General features: G+C 69.9%; 26 protein-coding genes and 2 pseudogenes. 11 read left to right on the top strand and 17 right to left on the bottom strand.

Annotation, left to right across the window (positions count from 1 at the left end; genetic code table 11):
• Positions 1–55: 55 nt before the first annotated feature.
• Positions 56–895, bottom strand: coding sequence for an RNA polymerase sigma factor SigF (locus OG780_RS01685; protein ID WP_328443883.1), 840 nt, complete (start codon positions 893–895; stop codon positions 56–58).
• A 234-nt stretch (positions 896–1,129) separates the two neighbouring features.
• The gene (locus OG780_RS01680) at positions 1,130–2,590 is read right to left on the bottom strand and encodes an MFS transporter (protein ID WP_328443881.1); all 1,461 of its coding nucleotides are present in this window, start codon (positions 2,588–2,590) and stop codon (positions 1,130–1,132) included.
• 179 nt (positions 2,591–2,769) lie between these two features.
• Between OG780_RS01680 and OG780_RS01675 the strand changes: the two genes are divergently transcribed.
• Positions 2,770–3,417, top strand: a complete 648-nt coding sequence (locus OG780_RS01675) for a TetR/AcrR family transcriptional regulator (protein ID WP_328457826.1) — start codon at positions 2,770–2,772, stop codon at positions 3,415–3,417.
• Positions 3,418–3,661: 244 nt separating this feature from the next.
• On the opposite strand, the gene OG780_RS01670 is transcribed toward OG780_RS01675, so the two are convergent.
• Entirely contained in the window at positions 3,662–5,392 is a 1,731-nt protein-coding gene (locus tag OG780_RS01670) for a RecQ family ATP-dependent DNA helicase (protein WP_328443879.1), read from the bottom strand.
• 694 nt (positions 5,393–6,086) lie between these two features.
• Here OG780_RS01670 and OG780_RS01665 point away from each other — a divergent pair.
• The 3 genes from OG780_RS01665 (at position 6,087) to OG780_RS01655 (ending at position 9,509) form a co-directional block, all read left to right on the top strand.
• Complete coding sequence (locus OG780_RS01665; RefSeq protein ID WP_328443877.1) at positions 6,087–6,818, top strand: hypothetical protein; 732 nt, start codon at positions 6,087–6,089, stop codon at positions 6,816–6,818.
• A gap of 1,113 nt (positions 6,819–7,931) precedes the next feature.
• Positions 7,932–8,867 (top strand): alpha/beta fold hydrolase, encoded by a 936-nt coding sequence (locus OG780_RS01660; RefSeq protein WP_328443875.1) that lies wholly within the window; start codon positions 7,932–7,934, stop codon positions 8,865–8,867.
• Between the two features lie 408 nt (positions 8,868–9,275).
• Entirely contained in the window at positions 9,276–9,509 is a 234-nt protein-coding gene (locus tag OG780_RS01655; RefSeq protein WP_328443873.1) for a DUF5302 domain-containing protein, read from the top strand.
• On the opposite strand, the gene OG780_RS01650 is transcribed toward OG780_RS01655, so the two are convergent.
• From OG780_RS01650 to OG780_RS01640, 3 genes are all read right to left on the bottom strand, one after another.
• Positions 9,421–9,714: a DUF6207 family protein gene (locus tag OG780_RS01650; RefSeq protein ID WP_328443871.1), complete on the bottom strand. Its 294-nt coding sequence runs from the start codon at positions 9,712–9,714 to the stop codon at positions 9,421–9,423. The genes OG780_RS01655 and OG780_RS01650 overlap by 89 nt on opposite strands.
• A 186-nt stretch (positions 9,715–9,900) precedes the next feature.
• Positions 9,901–10,506: an alpha/beta fold hydrolase gene (locus OG780_RS01645; protein WP_328457824.1), complete on the bottom strand. Its 606-nt coding sequence runs from the start codon at positions 10,504–10,506 to the stop codon at positions 9,901–9,903.
• A gap of 13 nt (positions 10,507–10,519) precedes the next feature.
• Positions 10,520–10,789 (bottom strand): hypothetical protein, encoded by a 270-nt coding sequence (locus tag OG780_RS01640; RefSeq protein WP_328443869.1) that lies wholly within the window; start codon positions 10,787–10,789, stop codon positions 10,520–10,522.
• Between the two features lie 160 nt (positions 10,790–10,949).
• Between OG780_RS01640 and OG780_RS01635 the strand changes: the two genes are divergently transcribed.
• Entirely contained in the window at positions 10,950–11,342 is a 393-nt protein-coding gene (locus tag OG780_RS01635) for a hypothetical protein (protein WP_328443867.1), read from the top strand.
• A gap of 176 nt (positions 11,343–11,518) precedes the next feature.
• Positions 11,519–11,920: a hypothetical protein gene (locus OG780_RS01630; protein ID WP_328443865.1), complete on the top strand. Its 402-nt coding sequence runs from the start codon at positions 11,519–11,521 to the stop codon at positions 11,918–11,920.
• A gap of 11 nt (positions 11,921–11,931) precedes the next feature.
• On the opposite strand, the gene OG780_RS01625 is transcribed toward OG780_RS01630, so the two are convergent.
• Together OG780_RS01625 and OG780_RS01620 are read right to left on the bottom strand one after the other, a co-directional pair.
• Positions 11,932–12,345, bottom strand: coding sequence for a hypothetical protein (locus OG780_RS01625; protein WP_328443863.1), 414 nt, complete (start codon positions 12,343–12,345; stop codon positions 11,932–11,934).
• Between the two features lie 65 nt (positions 12,346–12,410).
• On the bottom strand, positions 12,411–12,881 hold the full coding sequence (locus OG780_RS01620; protein ID WP_328443861.1) for a transposase: 471 nt from the start codon (positions 12,879–12,881) through the stop codon (positions 12,411–12,413).
• On the opposite strand from OG780_RS01620, the pseudogene OG780_RS01615 reads away from it, so the two are divergent.
• Positions 12,812–13,066, top strand: a pseudogene (locus OG780_RS01615) (transposase); the annotation flags it as partial. The gene OG780_RS01620 and the pseudogene OG780_RS01615 sit on opposite strands and share 70 nt — an antisense overlap.
• Before the next feature lie 53 nt (positions 13,067–13,119).
• Here OG780_RS01615 and OG780_RS01610 read toward each other — a convergent pair.
• Positions 13,120–13,548, bottom strand: coding sequence for a DUF3592 domain-containing protein (locus OG780_RS01610; protein WP_328443859.1), 429 nt, complete (start codon positions 13,546–13,548; stop codon positions 13,120–13,122).
• 74 nt (positions 13,549–13,622) lie between these two features.
• Between OG780_RS01610 and OG780_RS01605 the strand changes: the two genes are divergently transcribed.
• Together OG780_RS01605 and OG780_RS01600 are read left to right on the top strand one after the other, a co-directional pair.
• The gene (locus OG780_RS01605; RefSeq protein WP_328443857.1) at positions 13,623–13,892 is read left to right on the top strand and encodes a hypothetical protein; all 270 of its coding nucleotides are present in this window, start codon (positions 13,623–13,625) and stop codon (positions 13,890–13,892) included.
• 162 nt (positions 13,893–14,054) lie between these two features.
• Positions 14,055–14,492, top strand: coding sequence for a VOC family protein (locus OG780_RS01600; protein ID WP_328443855.1), 438 nt, complete (start codon positions 14,055–14,057; stop codon positions 14,490–14,492).
• A gap of 484 nt (positions 14,493–14,976) precedes the next feature.
• Here the strand turns inward: OG780_RS01600 and OG780_RS01595 are convergent, their stop codons facing one another.
• The 6 genes from OG780_RS01595 to OG780_RS01570 form a co-directional block, all read right to left on the bottom strand.
• The gene (locus OG780_RS01595; protein WP_328443853.1) at positions 14,977–16,566 is read right to left on the bottom strand and encodes a GMC family oxidoreductase; all 1,590 of its coding nucleotides are present in this window, start codon (positions 16,564–16,566) and stop codon (positions 14,977–14,979) included.
• Positions 16,563–16,751: a hypothetical protein gene (locus OG780_RS01590; RefSeq protein WP_328443851.1), complete on the bottom strand. Its 189-nt coding sequence runs from the start codon at positions 16,749–16,751 to the stop codon at positions 16,563–16,565. The genes OG780_RS01595 and OG780_RS01590 overlap by 4 nt, the downstream gene beginning before the upstream one ends.
• A gap of 160 nt (positions 16,752–16,911) precedes the next feature.
• Entirely contained in the window at positions 16,912–18,474 is a 1,563-nt protein-coding gene (locus OG780_RS01585) for a long-chain-fatty-acid--CoA ligase (protein ID WP_328443849.1), read from the bottom strand.
• Between the two features lie 50 nt (positions 18,475–18,524).
• Positions 18,525–20,237 carry an aldehyde dehydrogenase family protein gene (locus OG780_RS01580; protein ID WP_328443847.1) on the bottom strand — a complete coding sequence of 571 codons (1,713 nt, stop codon included), beginning with the start codon at positions 20,235–20,237 and terminating at the stop codon, positions 18,525–18,527.
• Between the two features lie 253 nt (positions 20,238–20,490).
• Complete coding sequence (locus OG780_RS01575; RefSeq protein ID WP_328443845.1) at positions 20,491–21,960, bottom strand: MFS transporter; 1,470 nt, start codon at positions 21,958–21,960, stop codon at positions 20,491–20,493.
• 292 nt (positions 21,961–22,252) lie between these two features.
• The gene (locus OG780_RS01570; protein WP_328443843.1) at positions 22,253–23,176 is read right to left on the bottom strand and encodes a TauD/TfdA dioxygenase family protein; all 924 of its coding nucleotides are present in this window, start codon (positions 23,174–23,176) and stop codon (positions 22,253–22,255) included.
• A gap of 493 nt (positions 23,177–23,669) precedes the next feature.
• On the opposite strand from OG780_RS01570, the gene OG780_RS01565 reads away from it, so the two are divergent.
• Positions 23,670–23,813 (top strand): hypothetical protein, encoded by a 144-nt coding sequence (locus OG780_RS01565; RefSeq protein WP_328443841.1) that lies wholly within the window; start codon positions 23,670–23,672, stop codon positions 23,811–23,813.
• Between the two features lie 1,140 nt (positions 23,814–24,953).
• On the opposite strand, the gene OG780_RS01560 is transcribed toward OG780_RS01565, so the two are convergent.
• Together OG780_RS01560 and OG780_RS44500 are read right to left on the bottom strand one after the other, a co-directional pair.
• Positions 24,954–25,103 (bottom strand): hypothetical protein, encoded by a 150-nt coding sequence (locus OG780_RS01560; protein WP_328443839.1) that lies wholly within the window; start codon positions 25,101–25,103, stop codon positions 24,954–24,956.
• A 214-nt stretch (positions 25,104–25,317) separates the two neighbouring features.
• Positions 25,318–25,386, bottom strand: a pseudogene (locus tag OG780_RS44500) (CBS domain-containing protein); the annotation flags it as partial.
• A gap of 353 nt (positions 25,387–25,739) precedes the next feature.
• Here OG780_RS44500 and OG780_RS01555 point away from each other — a divergent pair.
• A complete protein-coding gene (locus tag OG780_RS01555) occupies positions 25,740–26,924 on the top strand; it encodes a type III polyketide synthase (RefSeq protein WP_328443837.1) in 1,185 nt (394 codons plus the stop codon).
• Positions 26,925–26,966 lie beyond the last annotated feature (42 nt).

The raw sequence follows: 26,966 nt of genomic DNA, 5'->3' as shown, positions 1-26,966 counted from the left end.
GCCGCTGACAGACGACGTGGCGGTCGTCATGGGTTCCGGGCTGATGCGCGTGTGTTCAGTCGGTGGTGAGCATGCCTGTGCGGAGTTTGGTGATGGTGCGGTTGAGGAGGCGGGAGACGTGCATCTGGGAGACGCCGAGGTGTTCGCCGATCTGGGCCTGGGTGAGTTCGTCGACGAAGCGCATGTGGATGATGCGCCGTTCGCGGTCGTCGAGTTCGGCGATGAGAGGGGCGAGGGCGTTGAAGTCCTCGACGAGTTGGAGGGCCTGGTCGTCGGTGCCGATGAAGTCGGCCAGTGCGGCTTCGCCGTCGGTGCCGGAGCTGATGGTGGCGTCGAGGGAGGAGGAGGTGTAGCCGTTGGAGGCGAGGCGTGCTTCGTTGACTTCGTCCTCGGTGAGGACCATCAGCTGGGCGAGTTCCTTGACGGTGGGGGTGCGGCCGAGTCGGCCGCGGAGCTCCTCGGTGGCCTTGGCGAGCGCCACGCGTGCCTCCTGTAGACGGCGTGGGACGTGGACGGCCCACGTGGTGTCGCGGAAGAAGCGCTTGATCTCGCCGACGATGTAGGGAACAGCGAAGGAGGTGAACTCGACTTCGCGGGTGAGCTCGAACCGGTCGATGGCCTTGATCAGGCCGATCGTGCCGACCTGGACGATGTCCTCCATCTCGTCCTGGCCGCGGCTGCGGAATCGCGCGGCTGCGAAGCGGACCAGGGTGAGATTCATTTCGATGAGGGTGTTGCGTGCGTACTGGTACTCCGGCGTGCCCTCTTCCAGAACGGCGAGCCGGTCGAAGAACAGTCTCGACAACGTGCGGGCGTCCTTGGGAGCGACCCGTGACGGGTCTGCGATCTCCGGCAGCATCACCGTCTGCTCGGTGGTCACCTCGGTCACGGTCATGTCGGGCCCCTCCCACATGGTCCAGCCCCCGTGCAGCCGACTGCTGGAGCCGACAACACAGCGCCTACCCGCGGCCGGGGGACGTACACCGGGCCATGCCGGCGAATTGGTCTGCGTTGTGTGCAGCCTTCCCGCGAGCTACCGACGAAATGGCGTGACCCGCGACCCTGCGTGGCTCCAACTCGCCTGCAGCATCATCTGCTTGGGACGGCTTCGAACCTCATTCCGAAACCGTCAGTGGGCGGGCTCTTCGGTGACGTGGGAGTCGGTGAGTGTGAGTGCGCCGCCGGCCGCGATCAGGCCGACGACGACCGCCAGCACGGCGTAGGTGATCCGCTCGCCGTGGAAGAACGATGCCACCAGAGCGTCGCTCCAGGCGCCTGCGGGCAGCCGGGTGGTGACCAGTGCGGCGATGAGGGTGCCGACCACGGCGGTGCCGATGCTGCTTCCGACCTCCTGGGCGGTGTCGTTGAGCGCCGTGCCGATCGACGTGCGGTTGCCCGGCATCGCGTCGACGAGCGCGATGGCGCAGATCGTCATGACGGTGCGCAGTCCGACGGTCATCACGACCATGCAGACCGCGATGGCGCCGTAGCCGCGGTCGACGCCCCAGGCGAGGCCGGCCAGTGAGCCGGCCAGGCAGGCCGCGCCGACCAGGCAGGCGATGCGGTGGCCGAACCTTCCCGCGAGCCACTCGGACAGGGGGGTCGCGACGATCATGGTCACGATGATCGGCAGGTTCGCCAGGCCGGCCCGTACGGGGCTCCACCCGTAGGCGTACTGGAAGTGGAGGATCAGCCCGAACATCACGGCGGCCATCGCGATGGCCGTGCCGATCTGCGCGATGGCGGCGCCGCGGACGGTGCCGTCGGAGAAGAGGCGGAGGTCCAGCATCGGCGATGCGCTGCGGCGCTCGTGCCACACGAACGCGATCCCCGCGGTGATGGCACCGAGGACCGACGCGAGTGTGGTCGTGGAGAGCCAGCCGTGCTCGACGCCGCTGGTCAGCGAGTAGCAGGCGAGGCCGATGGCGGTGACGCTCAGACCGGCGCCCGGCAGATCGAGCTTGTCGTGGGTCAGGTCCTGCGGCCGGTCGGCCGGGACGCCGAGGCGGACGCCGATGGCCGCGATCAACGCGATCGGGGCGTTGACGACCAGGAGCCACTGCCACTGGAAGTGGGCCAGGGCGGTGCCGCCCAGCAGCGGGCCGAGGACGAAGCCGGACATGCCGACGACGATCATCAGGGTCATCGCGCGCATCCGGAGCGCCTTGTCGTCGAACAGCCGGAAGACCAGCGAGTTGGTGATGGGGGCCATCGCCGCCGCGGCGATGCCGAGGCCGGCCCGCAAGGTGATGAGCTGCCCCGCGGTGGTGACCGCGACGACGGCCAGGCTCAGCAGGCCGAACACCGCCAGGCCGGCCAGCAGCACACGTCGGCGCCCGAGCCGGTCGGCCATCGATCCCGCTGTCAGCAGCAGGCCGCCGAACGTCAGCGAGTACCCGCCGGTGACCCACTGCAGCGCGGTCGTGCTGCTGTCGAGGTCCCGTCCGATCGTGGGCAGCGCGATCGAGAGCAGTGTGTTGTCGACCATCTCGACGAAGAAGGCCAGGCAGAGCGCGGCCAGGGGAATCCACGCCGCGCGCAGGGACGGATAGGTGCGCGATGCGGCGGGCGCTATGGCGGTCGTGGTCATGGCGGGCCTCCTCTCGGAACGCCGTCGGCTATAGAACGACGTTCGACAATGGAACAGTGTTCGACAATAGAACAAGGTTCGATAGTTGCGCAAGCTGTGATTGGATGGGCGCCATGACAGGCCCGCGACCACGACCCGCCGATCGCCCTTCCCGAGGACGTCAACGGGCCTCGCACTCCATCGAGGCCGTTCTCACAGCGGCCGTGGCCCTGCTCGACGAGGCGGGCGAGCCGGCGCTGACCCTCCGCGCCCTCGCGGCCCGGCTCGGCACCGGCGTCGGCAGCATCTACTGGTACGTCTCGGGCAAGGACGACCTGCTCGACCGCGCCATCGACCACGTGCTCGGCGGGGTGCTGACCGCCGTCGAAGGGCAGACCGGCAGCGACGACCCGATCGATGACCTGCGCGTGATGGCTGTCACTCTGTTCGACGCGATCGTGGACCGGCCGTGGCTGGGTGCGCACTTCATGCGCCGCACCGACGTCCAGGGCAACTCGTTGCGGCTTTTCGAGAAGCTGGGACAGCAGACTCTTCGACTCGACCTCACGCCGCTGCAGCGGTTCCACGCCGTGTCGGCGATCGTGGGCGTCGTGGTCGGCAACGCAGCCGACATGGGGCAGGAGCCGCCCCAGGAGGTGCTCGACGGCTTCGTGGACCGCGACGAGTTCCTCGGTCGCTACACCGAGACGTGGCGTGCGCTCGACGCCGAGGAGTTCCCGTTCGTGCACGACATCGTCGACGAGTTCGACGCGCACGACGACAAGGAGCAGTTCCTCGCCGGGCTGGACCTGACGCTGGCGGGCCTCCGCCTCCAGGCCGGAGCCTGACGCCCGAGGCAACCGTTCCTGTCCTGCCCCAAGCGGACCCCCGGCGAACTCCGGTGCTGATCCCGTGGTGCCCCAGCCGGGCGCGAAGTCATCGAGGATCGGCAACGGACTCCCTGCCATCCGCCTACTGGCCGAGGCCGTCGCCGGGGTCTGCGCCTGTCGCTTCGATTGCCGCGGTTCCGTCCTCTGCGACCGGGCAGGGTGTGGTCGCCGGACCCCGCGTGCCGACGACGCCGAAGCGGCGTCAGCCCCTCGTCGTGGCGGACGGCGCCGGCGTCAGCAGACCTCGCGCCCGGACGGCGGGGAGAGACAGCGTGCGATAGCCCACGCTCTCGAACAGGACCGTGATCCTGTTCCCCTCTTCGCTCATCACCTCGCCCTCACCCCAGGTGCTGTGCCTCACCCGCGTCCCGGGCGGGAAGACGCCGTCGGCCGCCACAGGTTCCAGCGGGTCGGGACCCGTACCGGAGAGGATGTCTCCGGTCCGGAGGGGGGTCTGCTTCAACTCCTGCGCACGGGTGCACATGTCGCAGCCCGCGCAGTCGCCTTCCGGCAGACTCTCACCGAAGTACCCGAGCATGTGGCGCCGGCGACAGCCGTTCGTCTCCGCGTACGCCCGCATCATCTCCACCCGGGAACGTTCGAGGTCGACACGGGCGGAGGCGATCCGCATCGCCTCGCGGACGCAGGTGTCCCGCCGTGCCCCGGGCACGGCCCGAACACCGCTGCGCCCGGCTGTCATCAGGGCACCGGCCTCCTCCAGCAGGTGCAGCATCGACGTCAGTGGCGTCTGGGACAGCCCGGTGCGCTCGCGCAGACCGGTCGCCGTGACCGGCCTCCGGGCCTCGCGCACCGCGTCGAACAGGCCGCCCAGCACCTCCGGGTCGGGCGGAGCGCCCGTTCGGAACCGCTGCACGCCGAGGTCCTCGGGCCGGTACGCGAGGATCGCCGTCGACGGTCGCCCGTCGCGGCCCGCCCGGCCGATCTCCTGGTAGTAGGTGTCGAGGGAACCCGGCACCGAGGCGTGCAGCACGAAGCGGATGTCCGGCTTGTCGATGCCCATCCCGAACGCGGAGGTGGCGACGACCACGTCGAGTCCGCCGTCCCGGAAGCGGTCGTGCGTCCGGGAGCGCTCCGCCGCCGACAGCCCCGCGTGGTAGGCGGCGCTGTCGAATCCGAGCGCCGACAGCTCCCGCGCGTACTGTTCGGCCTCCCGCCGCGTTCCCGCGTAGACGATGCCCGGTTTGGCCTCGGCCGCCGCCCGTTCCACCACCCACCGGCGCTTGGCCGCGTTCTCCCGGTGCCGTACGACCTCCAGCGTGATGTTGCGGCGGTCGAACCCCGCGACCACCTCGTGCACCTCGCGCATACCGAGCCGCTCCACGATGTCCGCCCGCACGGGGGCCGCCGCGCTGGCAGTGAGGGCCAGGAGCGCAGGACGGCCGATGCGTTCACGCACATGGCGCAGGGAGAGGTAGTCGGGCCGGAAGTCATATCCCCACGAAGACACGCAGTGTGCCTCGTCGACCACCATCAGCGCGGGAGCGGCCGCGGCGATCTGCTCCACCACCTCGTCCTTGGCGAGCTGCTCGGGCGAGACGAACAGGAAGTCCAGTCGGCCCTCGCGTACGCGCTCCCACACGGCTTCGTTGTCCCGTGCACGCTGCGCGGAGTTGACGGCCGAGGCGCCGGACCCCTCGATACGCGCGAGATGGGCGACCTGGTCCCGCTGGAGCGCTATCAGGGGCGAGACCACGACGGTCGGCCCGTCCAGCAGTACGCCCGGCACCTGGTACACGGCGGACTTCCCCGCACCCGTCGGCATCACCACGATGGTGTCGCGCCCCTCCATCACCGCTGTCATGGCCGCGAGTTGGGACGGACGCAGGCGCTCCCAGCCGAACACCTCACGGGCACAGCGCCGCAGGCGTCTTTTGAGTGACCTGGTCCTGAAGTATCCGACCTTGACGCGCATGGCACTCCTGACGCCGTTCTCCACCGGGGTTCGGCGCCCGGGTACCCCCGACGGGACGAAAAAGCGGGCCGCTCGCGGAGAGTTGTCGTTCCGTGTCCTCGGCCCGCGACGGTACGGCGCTCTGCGGCGGCGCGGCCGGCTTCCGCGGGGCGGGGTTTGCGGCGCCCACCGGTCCGCCTCGTCTGCCTGACCAGCTCGCTCAGCCCGGTCCGTCAGCACCGACGGGCCGGCCACGCGAGCGGCCGCGGCACGTCGAGCAGCGCACGAACTCCCACTCCGCATCCGGCAGTCCTGGAGACGCCGGCCTCCGGCCTGCCCGGCTCGCGGGACAGTTCGGCGGGGAACTGCCTTGGATGACACGGGACTTGGCAACTGCCGGGACACGGATGTGCCGTTCGGGACGGAGTGGATCGGCGCGTACCAGCTGCTCCCGTCGCAGGATCCCGCACAGTGCGACGCGGACCAGTCTGCCCCGAACCCCTCACCCGCCAGGTCGACGGCCTGGGACATCTGCCATCCGGTGACACGGTCACGGCCGGGTGGTCGACCGCAACCATGGCCAGTTGTACGGCGTGTGATCCGGTGGGACGGCTTTCGTCTGTTCCCGACCGGAAGGCGAGGGGGTCCGATGACGCAGGAGCAGACCGGGGACACGACGTCGCGGACGAGACCGGGCACGAGGCGGCCCAGGACAATGCACGGCCATGCACTGCGCTGGGTGTTCCGCCTGGTCATGGCTGCCCTGATCCTGCTGCTCGCCATGCGCACCTACGAGGAGACGGGCGTCGCGCACGCACAGTCGAACGGAACGCTGCACACGGCCGGGGCCACCATTACGAAGCTGACGTCCCACACGACGAGTGGGAGAGACGGCGGAGGCCAGGACGGCGGCAGCGGCGACTGGACCGTCACCACCAAGTACACGATCGAACTGCGCATCGGCGACGAGACGAAGACGGTGAACGGCGTCCCGGACGATTCTGCGAACGGCCTCCAGGAGGGGCAGCGGGTCCGGGCGGGCCTGTGGCACGGGCGGGTCGTGGAGATCGACGGGCGTGACGTGTGGCTCGGCTGGTACCCCGAGGGATGGGACATGGCACTGTTCATGCTCTACCCGCTGATCACGGGTTATCTGATCGCCCTCGCCCTGGCCGCCGCGGCATACTTGGCCGGCCGCGACGGCGGGGTGCGGCTGGAGCGTCAGGAGCGGGCCCCATCCTGGGCGTTCGGGTTCCTCGTCGGGATGGCGGCGAGCTTCGTGCTCATGGGGTGCGCGGCTTTCGGGAACACCATCGCGTACTGGCCGCTTGCTCCCGTCGGAGCCGGAACCGCCACCGCGCTGGTGGGGCTGAGGCGAGCGCTCCGGCGAGCCCGGGCCGCACGCGTCGAGGACTCACCCAGCGGGAGCGCCCCGGCCCAGGCCTGATGGCCGGAGCTCGGCCGCCCAGGCGATCATTCTGGGCCGATCATGCAAAATCGGTCGGGAAGGAGACCTCCGTGCTCGGCGCCGGCGGCCCTCCATGTGCGATCGGCCGGGTCGGTCTGGGGCAGCCGGGCGGATCCACCGTGAACGGCCCCCCGACGCAGCCCCCGCCCTCGGCGGCTCCCTGCCCGCGTGGAGCCCGAGCACCCTGTACCTGCCCATTCACCGACAGGGCCCCGACGATGCGCACTTTCCCGGAGAGCCCGCACGGCACGGGGCTTGACGGGTGAGGTCCGATGCCGTGTCATCGTGAAAGGGACAACGACGGCGGGTGACACGATGGTGACAGAGGGGCACGACGGGCCTGGTGGCGAGCCCACACGCGACACTGCCGGCCCACAGCCCAGCGCTCCGAAACCTCCGCGCGAGCACGGCAATTGGGCTGCGGACAACGTACCTGTGATCATCCTGGCTCTCATCGTCCTGGTGCTGATGCTCGCGGGCGCGGTGTCCAACGACAACGTCACCTGCCCCGGCGGAGCCACGAGCTGCGGCGCTCCCTGAAACCACGCCACCGCATCTCAACATCGGGCGCCTGATGATCAGGTCGAGGGCGGACGCCGGTGGAAGCACGCTGAACGGAAAGGGGAGCGGCCCGCAGGTGAGGGTTGGGCCGTATCCACCTTCATGGCGTCTCCGGCCTGAGCGAGCAGCGAGGCGAGGCGGTCGTCCGGGTGAGGCGGCAGCCGGCCTCACGCCAGGGACGGGCGCCCCCTCCTACAGCGCATTGTCCCCAGGTCCTCGCGAAGACCGGCGGCACATGGGCAGGGGCTCGAAGCAGGGTCTGGGCCCCCAACTGGCACGCGCTGACAGACGATCTTCTCCGCAGGCCCCCGCCCACGAGCCGCGGCATCCTGAAGCCCCGCGCACACCAGCCCCGTGACCAGCGGCTACACGATGCACACCGCGTAGTTGTCGCATGCGGGGGCTAACCCCACCGCGCTCAGTGGCCTCAGCGTCAGCACCGACAGGGGTGCCAGCGGGATTCTGTGAGCAACCAGGTCCCCCAATGATTGGACCGGCACAACAGCACCCTCAGTCGCCGAAGGATCACTCATGTCCCGCACTCCCCGCAGGCGCCGGTCCAGGTACCGTGCTCTGTCGTCTCTCGCCTTGCTGACCTTGGCTGCCGGCGCCGTCACGGCCTGCAGCGACAACGACTCCGCCTCCAACCACTCGGCCTCGTCGTCCGCCACCTCGTCCGCCTCTCCGGGGGCCGGCAAGGTGGCCGAAGCGAAGCTGCACATGGTCGATAACGGCGGTCACCGTCTGGCCTTCTACGTCACGCAGGGAAGTGGCTCCACCATCGTCCTGGACTCGGGCGGCGGCGAGTACTCCTCGCAGTGGAAGGACATAGCCCCCAAGCTCCATACCGCCACCGGTGCCACCGTCATCACCTACGACCGGGCCGGCCTCGGCAAGAGCGACGTGGTGCCCGGCCCGTGGAAGGCCGAGAGTGCTGTCAGCGACCTCGAGGCCGGGCTCAAGCAGCTGGGTGTCACCAAGGACGTGACCCTGGTGTCCCACTCCCAGGCCGGCGAGATCGCGAACTACCTTGCCAAGGACAACCCGGGGATGCTCTCCGGTGCGGTCCTGGTCGACGCCAACCTTCCCCAGTTCTTCACGGACCAGGAAATCCCCCGTCTTGTGGCCGCGACCCAGCCGGAGGTCGACGCGGCGAAGAAGGACCCCGAGAAGCCGGAGAACCGCCAGCTCATCTCCACCGCGGAGGGCTTCGCCGCGGCGCACAAGGCATTCCACGAGGTGACGTGGCCGAACTCTGTGCCGGCAACGGTCCTGGTCTCGGAGAAGACCCCGTTCGAAGGGTCTCCCGAGGACGCCCAGCGCTGGCGCGACGCTGCCGCTTCGTTCGCCCAGGAGGCCCCCAACCGAACGCTTGTCACCGCCAAGGGCACCTCCCACGAGGTGCCTACGGAACGTCCCGACGTCGTGCTCAAGGCGGTCGAAGACATGTTTGCCGCCCAGCACTGACCCCAGGACGCGATCTCCCCACCGACCGCAAGCGTCCCCGCTGCGTTCGGTGAGCGGTGTGCAGCGCGTAACTGCTGGTCACGAGGCTGGTGCTGTGTTGGATCCCTGCGTCCGCTCCCTGCTTGATGAGACTGGTGCAGCGGCTTCTTCCCGCGTCGGGGATCTGGTCGTGCAGCAGCACCGCAGACGGTCTCGAAGTCGTGCGGTCGGAAGCGTCGGTCGCACCGCAATTCTTCAGGCCCAGCGTGGACGACCACATGTTCACCACTCTCGGGATGGGACGTTCCGGCCGCGGCTGTTCACCGTGAGAGGGAGGGCGGGACGGGCGGCGCGGACGCCCCGGGGACCGGGGTGCGGTGTCCGCCGTGACAAGCTGTGCTTCCCACTGCCCGGTACCAGGAGGTCACCATGGCTGCAGAGTCTCCATTGCCCGAAGAGCCGGTAGACGGCGAGAGCCTTTCCCTCTCGCCCGACGATGATGCCCAGGACGACTTGAAGCGCAAGTTCCGGGAGGCCCTGGCGCGCAAGCGTGGTACGCAGGCGGACGCCGCCCTCACCGCGAGCACCAACACGTCGAAGATCCACGGCGCGCACGGCCCGGCCGCGAGTCAGCGGTCGTTCCGTCGAAAGAGCGGTGGCTGAGTCGTAACGGCCTCAAGAAGGGACTCGGCAGCGTCAGGCGATTTCTGGCGCTGACCAGTCGAGCCGCGACCAACCACGACATCACCGTTGCCCACCGGTCGGCGGCGAGCAGTTGCTGGAAGGTGGGCGCTGTGTCGTCGGCGGCCGCGACGTCGACGGCGACCAGGCCCGGCCGGCTTGCGTGAGTCTCGTTGATCGGGTCCATGTAAGGCATTACGCCCGGGCGTTCCGGGAGGGTCCGAGGAGAACGGCATCGAGCTCGCGGGGCGCCGAAGCCGGACCTTCGGCCTCGCACTCATCGGCCTCCCATGCATGCTTCGGTCCGAAGCATGCATGACCCGAAACTGGCGGGGGAAGGCAGAACACCTCCCCATGGGACTGCCCGGCATGCCTACGCCATGCCGGAGAAGGCGGCCTGGGATGCGGGATACGGGGCCTGGTCGCAGGCGGGCGCGGTAACCGACCCCGGGGCGCTCTGGCAGCACTCCGGGCGGCCGGTGAGGCAAATGACCTTGCGCCTGCGTGATCCAGCGCGAGAGCCAGCTCCCTCGGCCGGCGGCGGATCGCGCGATGCCGCGGCGAAGAAGGCCGCCCAGCCGCGGAACGCGTTCTGGCTGTCGGTCGGCGTGCCGTCCAGGTCGAGCAGGGCGAAGGCGGCGGGGCGGTGCGTGGCGGCCATCTGGGCGGCCTGGCCGGCCGGCAGGTCCTGGGCGAAGAGCTGCCGGAAGTGGGCGGTGTCGATGTAGGCGTCGGCGTCTGCGGTGGCGGCGCCGGGGAAGGGACGGGCGGTGATGTGCTGCAGCAGGTCGGTGGTCCCGCCGCCGAGGGTGGTGGCCTGGGCGACGGTTTCGCCCTGGTCGGGGGCATAGGCGGCGATGTAGACCAGGGTCTTGACCGCGGGGTTACCGGTGGCGGCGCAGGTGATGACGGCGCCGCCGTAGGAGTGGCCGACGAGGACGACGGGCCCGGGATGGTGGCCAGAAACGACTTGAGGTATGCGGTGTCGCCGGTCAGGGAGTGCAGCGGGTTTGCCGGGGCGTGGACGGTGTAGCCGCGTTTTTGCAGGGTGTGGAGTGGATGACGTCGTTCCAGCCGGAGGCGTCGGCGAATGCGCCGTGCTCCAGCACGATGGTGGGCCTGGGTCCGGCGGTTTTGGTGTCGTCGGTGTTCGAGGCTGCGGCGGGGGTGAGGGTCAGGCCGAGGGCGAGCAGTGCGGTCGGTGCGGCGACGGGGCCGGCCTTGCGTGGGACGCGTCGGATGGTGGGGGACAGGTGCGGCATTGAGTTCTCCGGCTGAGGCGGGGTCTCGGGTGGGTTGGGGCCAGGGACTGTGTCGAGTTGAGATCATGGGTTTGGCTGTCCGGTCCCGGTGATGCGTAGGCAGTCCCGCACTTCTGTAGGCAAGTGCGGGATGATCGCAGTCATGTCTTGAGGGGGACTGATGAGCGCCTACATAGCCGCAGCTGTCTTTTTCGGCCTGCTGGGCTTGATTCCGGTCAGGAAGGCGAGAGGGGTTCGTCGCCTCATAGCCCATGGAGAGCGCGCACCTGGTGTGTGTGACTACGTCACCTGGGACGACGGCAACGCGAGCGCCTGGTGTTCGTTCGTCACTCCAGACGGCAAGAGCAGACGGGTTGCGGTTCAGGGGTATGGATCTCCACGCTTTGAGGCCGGCGACGTGGTGGAGATCGCCTACTGGAAGGGCAGGCCACGTACCGCGGTGGTGGTGCAAGACGAGGAGAACCACCGGCGCACCCACCTCGTCGCTGTGATCGTCTGCTCCGTACTGGCCGGCGTTTTCGCGCTGGCCGCGATCCTGGCCGCAGCGCTCTAGGAGCTTCGGCAGCGCGACAAGATGCCCACAGTTCTCCGAGACGATTTGCGCTCTCGTGTCTCACATAGAGCTTGTAACACGATCATGCGACCCAGTCCCAGTAGTCGTGTCGTGGTGGAGCGTAAAAGCGTGGCCCTGGATCGTGGGCGATGACCTGTGTGGGGAAGAGGGACTGGATGAGCGTGGTGTGGGCGGCGACGTCGCCGGAATCGGGACTGTTCCATCCGGTTGAGAGACATTCAGAGATGAAGGATCTGTCAGACCGCTTCAACGACCTGCGTTCCCGTGGTCAGGGGTACGTCGAGGTCCGGTCGCCGAACAGGGAGTTCCCGGTGCTGATCCTGGCCTTCCGAGATGATCACGCGGTCGTCCATCTGATGAGTGACACCGAGCGGATGTCCCTGCTCGTAGGAGACGGCACCGTGCCCTCGGGTGCCGAGGTCGAAGTCCCGATCATGGACGACCTCGCCGCGTTCACGGGCGACTTTGTCCTGGATATCGATCGGGCGTGGGACCTGGTGCACGACTTCACCCAGACGCGGGCGGCCGGCTCTCTGGGTGAGTGGTGTGAGTTGTAGCTAGTGCCGCATCAGGCAACGTTCGCCCTGTTGATGAACCACGCGAACACAGCCGCGCCGACGGGTACGGCGACAACGTAGCCGATGAGGATACCGACGTCTGAGTCAGCCGACTCGGGAAGGGCCCAGTTCGCTGCTGCAGCCACGAGCAGTGTCACCGTTGCCAGCGCAAGGACAGCGGCAACAACGGCGAGCCGTCGGGGCGGTCCCGCACGGTGCAACTCAACCGCAGGCCAGAGCGCAAGCATGCTCGTAGTCAACATACCGAGAGTGGGATCGGGCAGCCACCCAAAAAACAGCCACGCCAACAGGGTGGCGATCCCGAACAAAGCGAGGCCGACGAGTTCCAGCAAGACGGTCTCCACCACCAGGTCCCACGGACGTTGCCGGATCGAGCCGTTCCCGCTGTCCTTCTCATCGGCCACGTCTGCACAGTACCCACCGAGAGGGTGAATGTTGCCTGATGCGGCACTAGAAGCTCGTGCCAGGATCATGATCGGTGCTTCTTCAGCCGCCTCCAGCAGATGAGGCCGCAGGCCAATGAGACGAAGGCTTCGTGGAGTTCGGTTCGGCGTTCCCAGCGGACGGCGAGTCGTTTGAAGTGGTGGAGCAGGGCGAAGGTCTGCTCGACGACGTAACGGAGCTTGCCCATGCCCTTGATGTTCGGGGCGCCCTTGCGGGAGATGACCGGCAGGATCCGCCGCTTGCGGAGCTCTTCGCGGTTCGGATCGGAGTCGTAGCCCTTGTCTCCGAGCAGGGCTTCGGGACGCCTGCGAGGACGGCTGGGGCGGCCGGCGACGGGTGAGATGCCGTCGACCAGGGCGAGGGTCTGGGTGACGTCGTTGACGTTCGCCGCGGTCGTGATGACCTTGAGCGGGGTGCCGCGTCCGTCGCAAGGTCCGCGCCTGGCTCGCCGATCACCCCGACCGGATCGAACTGCACTTCCTGCCGTCGTACTCACCCGAGCTGAACCCCGACGAGTTGGTCAACGCCGACCTCAAACGCAGTCTGCCGATGCGCAGTCGGGGCTGCGACCAGGCCCGACTCGCTGCCGAAACCCGCAGGTTCTTCTACCGCCGCCAACGCCAGCCGCACATCATCCGAGGCTACTTCGGCGGACCTCATGTCCGCTACATCCTCGAATAGAACTGATTGGGTTTCGGATCCGGATGTAGCGCGCCGGTTCGCCCGCGCCGGGGTCAGAGGAGGAGGAGAACGGCGAGAGCGAGCCCCACATCCAGGGTGGCGAGCAGGAGTATCACGGGAGTGATGGCGACGAGAACGAGCCGGTGGAAACGGATGGCCTCGCTCAGCAGGTCCGCCACCTCTGCAACGGCCGGGAACACGGGGTCGTACACGATAGGGAACGTGCTGCCGGGCGAGACAGATGTCCGCGACTCGTGGAAGGAGTCCGCCTCGTACTTCGTGCCGTCCGCGAGAGCGTAGGAGAAGCGCACCGAGACGTTGTCCTGGCTCCATGACAGCGATGTGCACTGCCCTGTCGTCTCCACACCTGACGCCTTCAGCCGCAGGCATGCACGATGGCGGCGGAAGGCGTGGGTGGCGGCGGCGCCGAGGCCGACGCATGCGACGGTCAGGAACAGCATGCACACCAGTGCACCCGCCATGCCGATCCCCCATCGATTGCGGCGACGTCGAGTAGTCACATCATGGAGCAACTGCTGTGTGCTGTCGACGTTTTGTGTGGCACCTGAGTCGCCGGTACGGCCCGCGCACCAGCTTCTCGGCGAGGCTGGCGAGCCGTGCGAAGGCGAATGCCGGGGGCAGCCAGACGCTCTTCGCCGACCAGGTCGGTATCTGCTCCGACCAGGTCACCGACCGCACCGGGGGCGAGCAGAGGCGCGCCCCCGACGAACTGTTCAACGACGGTCTCAAGCGCAGCCTGCCGATGCGCAGCCGGGCCCGCGACCAAGCCCGACTCGGCGCCGAGACCCGCAGCATCCTCGAATGAAACCGATTGAGTTTCGGATCGATAGGGGTTGGGCTCGCTCTTTCACGAGGCGGGCTTTTTGACTGGTGGTCAAGAAGACGCGAAGTTCCTCTGACCAGCGAGAATTAGGATTGCTGAGGTACTTGTTCCCGCCGCCGTCGGCGGCTCGGTAGCATGCAACGCATGGGCATCAAATTTGAGAACGTCGGCATCGCCGTTCGCGACCTCGAAGAAACGATCTCCTTTTTCACCGACCTCGGCCTCACGGTCGTCGGCCGTGACACGGTCAGTGGTGAGTGGACCGACACTGCCGTCGGTCTTGACGGCAATCACGCCAAAATTGCGATGCTCCAGACTCCGGACGGTCATGGTCGCCTTGAGCTCTTCGAGTACATCCACCCCGAAGCGATCGAGTCGAAGCCCACTCGTCCCAACGAGATTGGCATGCATCGCGTCGCTTTCTCGGTCGACGACATCGATAAAGCCCTTGAGGTAGCCGCAAAGCACGGATGCCACCCGCTTCGCGGTGTGGCGACGTATGAGGACGTCTACAAGCTCACGTACGTCCGCGGTCCCAGCGGCATTCTTGTGATGCTCGCCGAGGAGCTGAAGAAGAACTGACGGCAGATCGGGGGCCCAGCTGGATAGTTCCGTTACCCGAGCGATGAGCCGTTTGTGCCGCTGATGGATAGAGCATTCCAAGTAGGCGTGGATACGCCACAAGAAGCGGTCGACTCATTCTGGTGCGCCGGCGGTAACCGGGGCTGCCATGCCGGGCCCGAGGTCCGAGGTCCGATAATGGATCCAGCCTGCCCATGCGGACAGCAGCCTTCACGGGCAGGCTGGACAGACGAGGTCATTCCACTCGCAGGTGGCCCCGAGAAGATCATCGCCGTGGACCTCGTCCCCCCGAGGCCGGAGGCCGTCAAGCGTCTTGGCGCCTCCGTGACGGCCATGGCCGTTCCCGTGGAATCACCGGACGGCTGGGCCGAAGAGCAGCGCGGGTGCCTGGAGCGCGTCCTTCAGCTGACGTCGAAGTCCTGGCTGCCTCCACGCCGAGTTCGACATCCGTGAGCACGTGGTGCTCAGGACCGGTTTGTCGGCCTCAGTCCGCCGTGAGCAGATCCGCGGCTCGTTCCCCGATCACGATGGACGGGGCGTTGGTGTGGCCCCGGATGATCGTCGGCATGATCGAGGCATCCGCCACCCGCAGGCCCCGCACTCCCCGTACCCGCAGACGCGGGTCCACGACGGAGGCGTCGTCGCGGCCCATCCGGGCCGTGCCGACGGGGTGGTAGAGCGTGTGGGAGTGGTCGGCCAGGGCGAGCGCGTCGCGCCGGTCCCGTGGCATGTCCTCGGCCCCGGGCGGCATGAGGAAGCGACCCTTGGACAGCCCGCGGTCGGCGAGCCGGCCGATGATCTCCTCGCAGACGTCGAGTCCGGCCAACAGGGCCGCGCGGTCGGCGCCGTCCGGGTCCGTCAGATAGCGCGGGTCGATGACCGGCTTGGCGAAGGGGTCCGCCGAGGCCAGGGTGACCGAACCGGTGCTCTCGGGGCGCAGCAGGATCGCCCCCACGGTCAGCCCGTGCTCCGGCGCCTTGACGAGACCCTCGCCGAGGAAGGGCACCGGAGCGAAGATGATCTCGATGTCGGGCAGCTCGAGGTCGGGCCGGCTGCGGACGAATCCGTACGCCTCGCCGATGTTCGAGGTGAGCATCCCCCGGCGGCGGGTGAGGTATTTCAGCAGCTCGGAAGGCCGCTCGGCGGCGAACAGGGTCCGGTCGGCGGCGTCGACGGCGAGGCCGCTGATGAGATGGTCGGTGAGGTTGGCGCCGACCTGCGGGGCGTCCACCAGCACCTCGATGCCCCGCTCGCGCAGGTGTCCGGCGTCGCCGATGCCGGACAGCATGAGCAGCTGGGGCGTGTTGACCGCGCCCGCGCTCAGGACGACCTCGCGGCGGGCCAGCACCGTGCGCGTGACGCCCCCGGTGACGTACTCGACGCCGATCGCGCGGCGGTCCTCGAAGAGCACGCGGGTGGCCTGCGCGTCCGTGACGACCCGCAGGTTCGGGCGGCGGCGGGCCGGCTTGAGATAGCCGTCCGCGGTGCTGCACCGCGCGCCGCGCCGCTGGCTCACCATGGTCTGCGAGAACCCGTCGGGCGTCGCGGTGTTGGCGGGTTCGACGGTGTGGCCGAGTGCCCGGACGGCGTCGAGGAAGGCAGCCGTGTGCGGGTTCGGGTCGCGCTGCGGCTCGACACTCATGGGGCCGGTACGGCCGTGGTCGGGGTCGGTGGCGCCGAGGACCCGTTCCGTGCGGCGGAAGTACGGCAGCAGGCCCTTCCACGACCAGTCGGCGCCGCAGAGGTCGCCCCACTCGTCGTAGTCGGCTGCGAATCCGCGTACCCACATCATGGCGTTCATCGAGGAGGAGCCGCCGAGCATCCGGCCCCTGGGCCAGTAGACGGGGCGCCCGGAGAGCTCGGGCTGCGGGGCGGTCGAGTAGTCCCAGTCGAGCTCGGTCCTGAACAGCTGGGAGAAGGCGGCGGGTATGTGCACGGCCGCCTTCCGGTCCCGGCCGCCGGCTTCGAGGAGGACGACCGAGGCCGGGCCGCTCCCGGTCAGCCGGCCGGCGAGGGCCGCCCCGGCCGATCCCGCTCCGACGACGACGTAGTCGGCGCTTTCCGGGGCGCTCACCGGGTCACCCCGGTCGTGCTCCGGTCCGTGCGGCCGGGCGGCGTGCTGTTCCGGTCCGTACGGTCGAGCGTTCCCGCCGTCGGCCGGGCGGCGAGGCCGGGGGAGGCGACGCCGGGAGAGGCGACCCACCTCGCCCTCCTGCGGGGCCCGAACGGTGGCGCGGAGTGTGGTGCGGTGTCCGTCATGACGTCCTCCTCGTCGAGGTTCGCTCCAGAGCTTCCGGCCGGGCCGGTGCCACGGGGTAGCCCCTGGAGGTGATGAGTTCACGGAATCGGCCGGCGAACGGGCCCCGACGGCCGCCGAACGGCCGGCCGCCGTCAGGGAAGCGAGGTGTTGCGGGGCCCCTCAGGGTGCCGTGGGCGCGTCCCGCAGTTCGCGCTTGAGGATCTTGCCCGTGGCGTTGGTGGGCAGCCCGTCGCGGAACTCGACCAGGCGCGGGTACTTGTAGCCGGCCATCCGCTCCCTGCACCACGCGATCAGCTCCTCCCCGGTGAGTTCGGCCCCCGGGGCGAGGACCACGCAGGCCTTGACCTCCTCGCCATGGGTGGCGTGCGGCACGCCGAGGACGGCCACCGTGCTCACGGCAGGGTGGGTGAGCAGGACCTCCTCGATCTCCCGCGGATAGACGTTGAAGCCCCCGCGGATGATCAGGTCCTTGGTGCGGTCGACGACGTAGAGCCATCCGTCGGCGTCCCGGCGGGCCAGGTCCCCGGTGCGGAACCAGCCGTCGCGCAGCACCTCGGAGGTCGCCTCGGGCCGGTTGTAGTAGCCCTTCATGACGTTGTGCCCGCGCACGACGATCTCGCCGATGGCGTCCGGACCCTTCACCGGCGTGCCGTCCTCGGCGATCAGGTCCACTTCCACGCCCCAGACCGGACGGCCGACGGAGCCCGGGCGCGCCGGCTCGCCGCGCGGTGTGAACGTCACCGCGGGGCTGGTCTCCGACAGGCCGTAGCCCTCCAGGACGGTGACCCCGAAGCGCTCCTCGAACCGGCGGTGCGTCTCGACCGGCAGCGCCGAGCCCCCGGAGCCTGCGATCCGCAGGTTGCCGGCGATCTCCGCCCGTTCCGCCTCGGGCACGTCCTCGGCGAGCAGCGCCGCGTACATGGTGGGGACGCCCGCGAAGAAGGTGACGGCGTGATGCCGCATCAGGGCGAGGGCCGAGCCGGCGTGGAAGCGCGGCAGCAGGACCAGCGTCGCGCGGGCGGCGAGGCCGGCGTTCATCTGCACGACCTGGCCGAAGGAGTGGAACAGCGGCAGGGCGATCAGATGGACGTCGTGCCCGACCTCGCCGAACATCTTGTGGCAGGTCAGCGCGTTCAGCACCAGGTTGGCGTGGGTGAGTTCGGCGCCCTTGGGCCGGCCGGTGGTGCCGGAGGTGTAGAGGATGACCGCGGTGTCGTCCGCCTCGGTGGCGACCGTCTCGAACTCGGTGCTCCGGCCGGCCAGCGCCGACGTCAGGGTCCGCGTGCCCGGGATCGGGGAGGCCTCGGTCGGGGCCGCGGTGAGCAGGAAGAAGTGGTCGCAGCTCTCGGTCTCGTTGAACCCGTCCCATCCCTCCTGGCCCGTCCGGAGTTCGGAGGTGCCCTCGAAGCAGAAGTACGCCTTGGCGTCGGAGTCGGCCAGGTGATAGGCGATCTCACGGCCCTTCAGGAGCACGTTGAGCGGTACGACCACCGCGCCGGCCTTCAGGATGCCGTAGTAGACCACCGGGAACCACGGGAGATTCGGACAGGACAGCGCCACCTTGTCGCCGGGCTCGATGCCGCGAGAGCGCAGCAGGCCGGCCACCTGGCGGGCGGCGGTGTCCAGCTCCGCGTAGGTCATCCGCCGGTCGCCCAGGACGACCGCCGTACGGTCGGGCACGGCGTGGGCGCTGTTCTCCAGCATGACGGCGAGGTTGAGCATGGGCTGTTCTCCGTAGGGGTGTCGGCGGGGGTCGGTGCGGGCTGTCGGGCTCAGCCGCGCAGCGCGGAGGCGAAGAGGGCGGGCAGCCGCAGCGGACTGGGCGCCGTGGTGAAGCGGGTGAGGCGCTCCACGGTGGTCAGCGCGGTGCGGTTGGTGACGAAGTACGGCGGGCGGGGGGACAGCGAAGGGTCGCCCGTGACGAGCCCGCGGGGTGCGGGCGTGAACGGGGCACGCAGCACGGTCTTCTCGATGTCCTCGCCCCGGAGCATGAACGCGTTGTGCACGAAGCCGACGCCGCTGCCGATGTCCTGGCGGGTGTGGCCGGGGAAGGCGCCCCAGGGGGTGAAGCCGAGCAGGAAGCCCACCGCGGACCAGCAGTTGACGCCGAGGGTGCCGTAGCGCAGGTCGGCGACGGCGGCGTCCACCGCCGCGCGGTCCTGTCGCGCGGTCCTCGGGTGCACGATGAGGGTCGCCCCGAGGGTGCCGGGGAGACGGTCGTTGGCGAAGTCGACGGCGTTGCGGAGGAACGTCGCCGTGGTCGCGCCCGGCAGCCGTACGACGCCCAGCGCGCTGGCGAAGACCTCGTCGGTGACCAGGACGTCGTCGGGGTCGGTGACGTCGGGGACGAGGAAGCGGCACCCGTCGCCGTACCGTTCCGCCCGCGGGTGTGCGGCGAGAACGGCGTCGAGGCGCTCACGGGCCCCGGGGTAGTAGTCGGCGCGGGACGGCAGCGCGCGCAGCACCCGGCGGATCTCGTTCAGCAGCTTCTCGGTGCCGTCCCAGTCGCGCGGTACGACGAGGATCTGGCCGGCGATGCAGTTGTGGCCGGAGTTGTTCATCTTGCTGGTGACGATGTGTTCGGCCTGGAAACGGAAGTCGGCGTCGCTCCACGGGCCGGGAGCGACGACGCACGGGCTGATCCCGCCGAGTTCACTGCTGAAGGGCTTGCCGATCAGTGGCCGGTCCTCGAGTCGGCGCCGCCCGGCGTCCTCGTCCGTCCCCCAGACGATCGCGTCGTGCGTGCGGTCACTGCCGGTGACGTGGATCGCGTCGACGTCCTCGTGGTGGGCGAGGTATCCGCCCTCGGCCGCGCCGCCGTCGACGAAGCAGACCCAGCCGCGGGTGACGAACTCCGCGAAGACATGCTCGAAGTGGGGGCGCAGATAGGCGTTGACGGGGTTCATCTTGGCGACGACGACCTGGCCCTCGGCGTAGAGCTTGTGCAGGATGTCGAGCGCGGTGATGGAGGCGACGTTCCCGGCGCCGAGCACCAGGGCCACGGCCGAGGGCTCCGGCCGGCCCCGGTACGGGCCTGCCGCGCGGTCGCGCGTCTCGTCGGCGGTGACGCCCGGCCGCATCCACACCTGGGCGCTGAAGCCGTTGAGCAGCAGCCGGTCCCAGCCGGTCGCGGGGAACACGTCGACGCGGGTGCGGCCGGCCGTCTCCCGCACGGTCTTCGCCTCGAGCGGCTCGCGGCCCGCGGCGACGCGCCGCAGCACGTGCAGATACGCCGCGGCGTTCTGCGCGAGCGCCCACGGACCGCCGATCCAGTCCTCGGCGGCCCACGGGGAGTCAGGAGCGTAGCCCTTGGCGCGGGCACCGGCCGCGGCCAGTTCGGCCGCGCCGGAGTCCACCCGGCGCAGCAGCCGTTCGAGCAGCGCGATGCGTTCGGTGAGCGGGACGGCGGACCAGGACGCGGCACTGCCGCGCAACTCGGCGACGGCCCGGTCCAGGCAGGAGGTGTCGAGGGCGCTGGGGTTCACGTCATTCCTCGCGGTAGGGAAGGAGCGGGGGAGGCGGTGGGGGAATCGGTGGGCGGGGGAGTAGGAAGCAGGGCGAAGTGGTGGCGGAGGTGCCGCGTCCCCGGCCGGGAGGTCGGCTCACGGGGAGACGGGGAGACGGGGAGACGGGGAGACGGGGAGACGGGAGAGGCCTGCGCCGCTGGGAGACAGCTCGCGGCGCGGAGCCCCCTCCCGCGTGCTCCACTGGGCCCGTGGAGGCACGCGGGAGTGGTCGTCAGGCGAGCTGCCGCGGGGCGTCGTGGTCCGGGGCGAGAGGGTCGGCACGGCGTGCCGACAGCAGCCGGGCGTCGCGGGCCGGGTCGATCAGCGTGACGGCGGCGATTCCGCCCAGCAGGAGCAGTACCCCGGTGATCAGGAGCGCCTGCCGGTAGCCCGCGGTCCCGTGGGTGTCCACGAGATGCCCGACCAGGGTCGGGGCGATCAGACCCGCGGTGGTCACCACGGCGTTCATGATGCCCAGCGCCCCGCCGCGGCGGTCGGCCGGAGCCAGTTCGGCGACGGTGGTGGCGGCGACGCTGCCCATCGCCCCGGCGCAGCCGAATCCGGCGACCAGGAGCACGACCGTCGCGGCACCGGCCGGTGCCGCCGGCAGGGCGAGGCACGCCCCCGCGCCGACGAGGAGCAGGACGCCGCCGACCCCGCCGCGCGCCCGTCGGCTCGACGTCCCGCGACGCAGCAGCCATCCGGTCAGGCCGGCCTGACCGAGCACCACGACACCGCTCAGCCCCCAGACCAGCATGAGGAGCCGGGCGGAGGTGACCGAGGAGTACCCGAGGCCGTCATGGAGATAGGAGGGGAGCCAGACCAGGCAGAAGGCGATCACCCAGTAGGTGCCGAAGTAGGCGGCCGTGGCCCCGATCCAGGTACGGGTCGCGAGGATCCTGCGGTACGGCGTCCCGCGCGCGGCGCCGGCCGCCTCGGCCACGTCCTCCGCCGCCTCGGCCACGCGGTCCGCTTCGCGGCTGTCGGCCGCCGGGTCGGCTTCGGAGCCATGGGCCGCCCGATCGGCACCAGGGCCGTCGGCCGGGACCGGCTCCGGAGTCCCGCTGCCCCGTGTCCCCGCGTAGGGCCCCTCTCCGCCGAAGGGGATCCACAGCAGCGCCCACACCGCGCCGGCGACCGCGACCACCGCCACCGCGGTGCGCCAGCCGTGTTCGTGGATGACCCAGGTCAGCACCGGGGCGGCGACCAGGACTCCGAGGGTGATCCCCAGCACGATCAGTGCGCCGGGCAGGTTGCGGCGGTGGTTGGGGAACCAGGACAGCGTGGTCTGCTGGGCCACCGGGAACGCCGGCCCCTCGGCGGCGCCCAGGAGAACGCGCGAGGCGACGAGCACGGCGAGCCCTCCGCCCAGGACCAGCGGTGCCTGGGAGAGGGACCACAGGACGGCCATCGTGAACAGCAGCCACTTGGGCCGTACGCGGTCCGCGAGCAGTCCCACCGCGGCGCCGCAGATCGAGAACAGCAGGAAGAACGCGCTGTTGGCGAGTCCGAAGGCGGACGCGGACAGGCCGAGGTCCTCGCGGACGGGGTCGGCCGCCAGGCCCAGCACGGACTTGTCGGCGAAATTGACCATCATGAAGACGACCAGGAGCGCGGTGACGGTCCACGCGTGGCGGCGCTGGTCGGGTGGTGTCTTCACAGGGGCGGCGGGCACAGCGGGTACGACGTCGGTGTCGGTCACAGGGGCTCCGCGGGGACGGGTCGGGATGGGGAGACGGAGGGAGGGGCACGGGAAGGAGGCGGGGGGCACCCCTGGGACGCCGGCCGGGGAATCCGGGCCGGTACCCGGCCGGAGGACAGCCCGGATGTGGTCGGCGACGGGACGCCGTGCATGGCCGCGGCGGACGTCCGTCCGCCGCGCGTGTGCCCGCCCGGCCGACGAGGCGTGGGCCGGCCGGGCGGAAGCCTGCCGAGGCGGGCGGGTGCCCGTCCTGGCAGCGGGGCGTCCGGGCAGGAGCCCCGGGCGACGGGTCTCAGGACAGGGGCTCGCCGGCGATCGCGATGCGCTCCATGACGCGGCGCTGCGGGTAGTAGTCGTTGATCGCGTAGTGCTGCGTGGCGATGTTGTCCCAGATCGCGACGGAGCCGGGCTGCCAGCGGAAGCGGACCTGGTACTCGGGGATACGGGCCTGCAGGACCAGTTCGCCGAGCAGCTCATGGCTCTCGGACTCCGGCAGACCGGTGATCCGGGTGGTGAAGGGCTCGTTGACGTAGAGCAGCTTGCGGCCGGTGCGCGGGTGCCGCACGACCACGGGGTGCTCGACGGGCGGCAGGGCCTCCCGGTGCGCCGCGATCTGGCTGTCCGTCATTGTCAGGCCCCAGCTGGCGACCCAGTCGTGCACCGCGGTGAGCCCCTCGATCCGGGCCTTCGTCCGCTCGGACAGGTTGTCGTACGCGGCGCCCATGTCCGCCCAGAGGGTGTCGCCTCCCGCGGCGGGGACCTCGACGGCCCGCAGGACCGAGCCGAGGGCCGGTGCGGCCATGAAGGAGTGGTCGCTGTGCCAGATGTTCTCCGTGCCCACGGCCATGGCGTCCTTGGCCAGGCGCGAGACACCGGCGGTGTCGCCGGCGGGGAAGAACGGGTTGGGCTCCGGCGCGCCCCACAGGGCGGAGAGCGTGAGCTGGGAGCTCGGGTCGAAGGCGTGCTGGTCACGGAAGAAGATCACCTTCCACTCCAGCAGGGCCTGCTTCAGCTCCGCGGCGAGGTCCTCGCCGATCGGGAGCGAGAGGTCGACGCCGGCGATCTCCGCACCGATGTGCGGGGTGAACGGGCGGATGTCCATCAGCCGGTACTCGGTCGGGGCGGCACCGGGCGCGGTGCGCTCCAGCACCCGCTTTCCGTAGTGCATCAGGGGCTTGTCGAGGGTGGGCGCGGGAGGGGTGACGACGCTGTCCATGGGCTCTCCAGAACGACAACCGGGATTTCGTTACCTGGAGTATCGTTATTAAGGTGCGAGGTGGCAAGGGTCTGGAGCGATCGTTGTGAAGGGGCCTTTCGCGCGGGGCGGGGGCCGGGGCTGTCGGTCGGGCCGGCTGTCGACTGACTGCCGGAGCGATGCGGGTGCTAGCCGGCCACGAGGCCCGGTCGGCAGGTTCACGGTGATCTCCACCGGTCAGCCGTCGTCGTGGAGGGCGTCATCGACCGTCCCGGGACTGTCGTTCAGGTCGGAGTCGCGTCTGGCGACCGAGCCGGTCGAAGGCGTGGAAGCCTCGCTCGCCCTGGGGCCGGGGTACACGCAGGCGTCGGACCGCGCGCCGGCGCCCCCACATCGTGCCGTGCCGCACTGCGCGGACCCCGGCGGGTGTGCTGATGTGCCGGCCGGGCGGTATGTGCTCGGCCATTGCCTGCTTGTGAGGGGCCGTCATGCGCTCCAGCCGCCGTGCCGCGTCATGCGTGCTGTGCGCGCGGGTGTTCCTGACGGGCTGCACGCTGGCCGCAACCAGCGGATCGACCGCGCCGCCGGCCACCACGTCTTCGAGGTCGCCGACCACCGCGTCTTCGAGCGTGGACGCAGGCGGCGGGCCGGGCGCTGACGGTCGGACCGACCCGCAGGCTGCCTGCACCGTCAAGAGACAGCCTCCAGCCGGGAGTTGCCCTTTCCCGTACGAGAAAAGGGAGCCGCTGGAGGACCCGGCGTGCACGCGGGTGTGATTTCTCCGGTGGTCACGCAGACGAACCTGGAGACCGCGATCTGCCGCAGGGACGGGTGCACGTCCGGCAGTGACCGGTCGGGCACGGCGGTCCGTCGACGTACATGACGTCACGGACGGGCCTCGACTCAGTCTTCGACGAGGGCGTCCACCACGGCCTTGGCGACGCGGGCGGTTCGCTCGGTCGTCCAGTAGGCGGGCTCCTCCACGGAGGAGACGGCGTGCGCGAGGGTGCTCCCATCCAGCCTGCCGTCGACCCAGGCAGAGCCGAGCGGCCGCGGCCCAGGGTGTCAAGGCTCGGCCGGCCTCGCGCGAAGCGGCACCGCTCGGCCGGCCGACGATTCCTTGAAAGGACAGCCCGAAGCGTCAATCGTTCGGTGGGTCGGACTCCCGAGCGATGCCGCAGTCAATCCTCACAGTCGTTCGTACAGTGGTGCGCTCCACCTGGACTCCCTGAACCACGCCCGCTCCACGGTGTGTGGGCCGACGGCAGACGGGATGGGAGCTGGGGTGAGTGGTGGGTGAAGGTAGATCGTTGACGCGCCCAAGGGAACCCGCCAGGATGCGCGTCATGTCGCAGCTCAGCGCGCAAGCCACCCACGGCGGCCGGGTGTTCCTCTTGATCTGGGGGCTGGGCGCACTGGTCGTGGGATTGACACTCGCTTCGAAGACGGGAGTCGCCTGGTTTCGCGCAATGGTCGTGTCGGGGCTCCAGGGGCGACCTGTGGGGCAGGCCCGAGCGCAGAACTTCGGTGGCCTGCGAGTGATAGCCACAGTCGTTGCCATAGCAGGGCTGATCGGAATCGGGGCGGCTATCGTCCTGCTGTCCCGAGGCTAGAGCGCTCGGGCTTGTCAAGACCGCGCGTATCGGTTGACGCCGGCGGCTGACACCAACAGGCATGAACAGCGGCGGTCAGCGACGGTTTCCGGGCGGACAGTCGGCCAAGGCCCGCAAGGCATTGTCCCTCGTTGTCGATACCCCGTGATCGACCTGAAAAGGATGAGAGCCCTCAACGATGCTGGTCACGTGGGCGTGTCAGGCCAGAAAGCTTCGTCTTCCTCTGAGGGTTCCAGCGGTGCGAACTGTCGCAGTTTGCCGCCTCGAATCATCCACAGGCGGAAGAATGACTCCTCCTGATCCATGACGAAGAGTTGCACGGTGAGGTCGTGCACGACGTCGACGACACCGTCCAGCGGGCGCGTCGGACCCGCGCGACGGCGGCGCTGTGTCGCTTTCCAGCTGCCCGGTGAGCGTGACCGCACCGTCGTGGACGGCGACTTCGGAGATCTGGGGGCTGACCCGGAGCGCGTCGGCGAACACCTCACGTCGCACGGCCTGCCAGATCTCCTCGGCGGAGCGCGGGAGGACCTGGGGCAGGTCGCGGCGGCTGGCGATGTCGACGAGCCGGTCCTTTTCGTCGACCACCGGGAGTCGTTCGATGCCGTGTCGCGTCATCGGCCGGGTGGTCTCCGGCAGGGCCGCCTCCGCGGGACTGTCACGGCGGGCGCCGACACCAGCCCGCCGGCGGTGCGCGCCCGGACCTGGCAAGCCCCCGAGCTGACGGCGAGTCAGGTAAGACCTGTGGACCGCTCTGAGGTCCCCTCTGTTTCGGCGGTGTGTGCCGTATCACGCCTCCAAGAGTCGCCCAAGTTGCCTTAGTCACAGCCTAAATGTCCCTTTCGGGTCCATGCTCGACCTGGACAGCGACTCCCGAAGTGGAGCCCGTCGGCATGGGCGCGAAGTTCCGAAGCGGCCCATGACGCAGCCCTCGTGACGTTCCTCCTTGTTCCCCTGGAAAGGTGCCCATCATGGCCGCATACCTCTGCCCTCCTGCCGTGATACACGGCGAGCACGCCGTGGAGACCCGCCAGATCGTGGCGGAGGTGCGCGACCGGCACCCGCATGCGGCGTGGGCGCCGCGGATCGACGGCATCGCGGCCAGTACGGGCATCGAGACCCGCGGGTGGATGCTGCCGCTGGAGACCGTCGTCGCGCCCGGCGACGGCAGCGGCCTGCAGGCTGTCGGCATCGAGACCGCCCAAGAGGCGCTGGCACGCGACGGGTTCACCCAGCAGGACGTGGACCGCGTGATCGCCGCCCTCGAGGCGATACCCGCGCCGCAGACCGTCCAGGAGCGCACCGCGCCGGCCTGGGAGGCCGTGCAGTCCTACGGGGAGCGTGCGGCGCGCGGGGCCCTGCAGATCGCCGGGCTGGACCCCGCAGACATCGACTGCCTGATCACCAGTCACTCCACCACCCCGGCGCTGCCCGGTCTGGACATCGCCCTGGCCAACAAGCTTGCGCTCCGCAACGACGTGATGCTGCTGCCGGCCACGCAGTGGGCCTGTGTCGCGGGGACCCGCTCCCTGGCCCTGGCGGCTGATCTCGTGGCCGCGGACCCCGATCGGGTGGTCCTGGTCGTGATCGCGGAGGCGCTGAGCACGACCTACCAGCCCGCGGACGACACCCTCGAGTCCCTGATCGTCCGGTTGCTGTTCGCGGACACCGCGGTCGCCGCGGTGGTCACGGGCCGCCCGAGGCGCGAGTCGGTCCTGCGGCTGGACGCGGCCTGGCACCACACCGTGCCCGACACCCAAGACCTGCACTGCCTGGAAACGCGGGCGGACGGCACCCACTTCGTGATGGACCGGCGCGGGCCGCGCGCCGTACAGGAGACGGTCACCGCGATGTGGGAGTGGCTGCGCGTCCGTTACCAGGACGACCCCGACTCCTGGCACCCCGACGTGCTGCTCGCGCACCCCGGCGGGACCCGGGTGCTGGAGTACATGGAGCAGACGATGCCCGACGCGTGGCCGTCCGGGCTGCTGGACTACAGCCGGGACAGCTACACCAGCGGCAACCGTGGAGGCGCCGCCGTATTCGACATCCTGAGGCGGGCGCACGACGCCGGACAGAAGTCGGGCAGTCGCGCCGTCCTGTACGCGGCGGCACCGGGCCTCACCGCCACCGCCCTGGAAGGGGAGTGGCTGTAGTGCGAGCCCGCGCCACCCGTAGCAGCGAACGGGCCGCCCGCA

This window comes from Streptomyces sp. NBC_00386 (assembly GCF_036063235.1).
Taxonomy (GTDB): Bacteria; Actinomycetota; Actinomycetes; order Streptomycetales; family Streptomycetaceae; genus Streptomyces.
The sequence above is the reverse complement of the archived record's forward strand: the minus strand, read 5'-3'. Positions and strand labels throughout refer to the sequence as shown.

What these genes read in the sequence shown, in the direction of transcription:
- OG780_RS01555 (WP_328443837.1), top strand. Translation starts at nt 25,740, where the DNA reads ATGGCCGCATACCTCTGCCCTCCTGCCGTGATACACGGCGAGCACGCC.
- OG780_RS01610 (WP_328443859.1), bottom strand. Translation starts at nt 13,548, where the DNA reads ATGGCGGGTGCACTGGTGTGCATGCTGTTCCTGACCGTCGCATGCGTC.
- OG780_RS01650 (WP_328443871.1), bottom strand. Translation starts at nt 9,714, where the DNA reads ATGGACCCGATCAACGAGACTCACGCAAGCCGGCCGGGCCTGGTCGCC.
- OG780_RS01680 (WP_328443881.1), bottom strand. Translation starts at nt 2,590, where the DNA reads ATGACCACGACCGCCATAGCGCCCGCCGCATCGCGCACCTATCCGTCC.
- OG780_RS01600 (WP_328443855.1), top strand. Translation starts at nt 14,055, where the DNA reads ATGGGCATCAAATTTGAGAACGTCGGCATCGCCGTTCGCGACCTCGAA.
- OG780_RS01655 (WP_328443873.1), top strand. Translation starts at nt 9,276, where the DNA reads ATGGCTGCAGAGTCTCCATTGCCCGAAGAGCCGGTAGACGGCGAGAGC.
- OG780_RS01635 (WP_328443867.1), top strand. Translation starts at nt 10,950, where the DNA reads ATGAGCGCCTACATAGCCGCAGCTGTCTTTTTCGGCCTGCTGGGCTTG.
- OG780_RS01670 (WP_328443879.1), bottom strand. Translation starts at nt 5,392, where the DNA reads ATGCGCGTCAAGGTCGGATACTTCAGGACCAGGTCACTCAAAAGACGC.
- OG780_RS01660 (WP_328443875.1), top strand. Translation starts at nt 7,932, where the DNA reads ATGTCCCGCACTCCCCGCAGGCGCCGGTCCAGGTACCGTGCTCTGTCG.
- OG780_RS01590 (WP_328443851.1), bottom strand. Translation starts at nt 16,751, where the DNA reads ATGACGGACACCGCACCACACTCCGCGCCACCGTTCGGGCCCCGCAGG.
- OG780_RS01630 (WP_328443865.1), top strand. Translation starts at nt 11,519, where the DNA reads ATGAGCGTGGTGTGGGCGGCGACGTCGCCGGAATCGGGACTGTTCCAT.
- OG780_RS01665 (WP_328443877.1), top strand. Translation starts at nt 6,087, where the DNA reads ATGCACGGCCATGCACTGCGCTGGGTGTTCCGCCTGGTCATGGCTGCC.
- OG780_RS01565 (WP_328443841.1), top strand. Translation starts at nt 23,670, where the DNA reads ATGCGTGCTGTGCGCGCGGGTGTTCCTGACGGGCTGCACGCTGGCCGC.
- OG780_RS01640 (WP_328443869.1), bottom strand. Translation starts at nt 10,789, where the DNA reads ATGCCGCACCTGTCCCCCACCATCCGACGCGTCCCACGCAAGGCCGGC.
- OG780_RS01570 (WP_328443843.1), bottom strand. Translation starts at nt 23,176, where the DNA reads ATGGACAGCGTCGTCACCCCTCCCGCGCCCACCCTCGACAAGCCCCTG.
- OG780_RS01685 (WP_328443883.1), bottom strand. Translation starts at nt 895, where the DNA reads ATGACCGTGACCGAGGTGACCACCGAGCAGACGGTGATGCTGCCGGAG.
- OG780_RS01585 (WP_328443849.1), bottom strand. Translation starts at nt 18,474, where the DNA reads ATGCTCAACCTCGCCGTCATGCTGGAGAACAGCGCCCACGCCGTGCCC.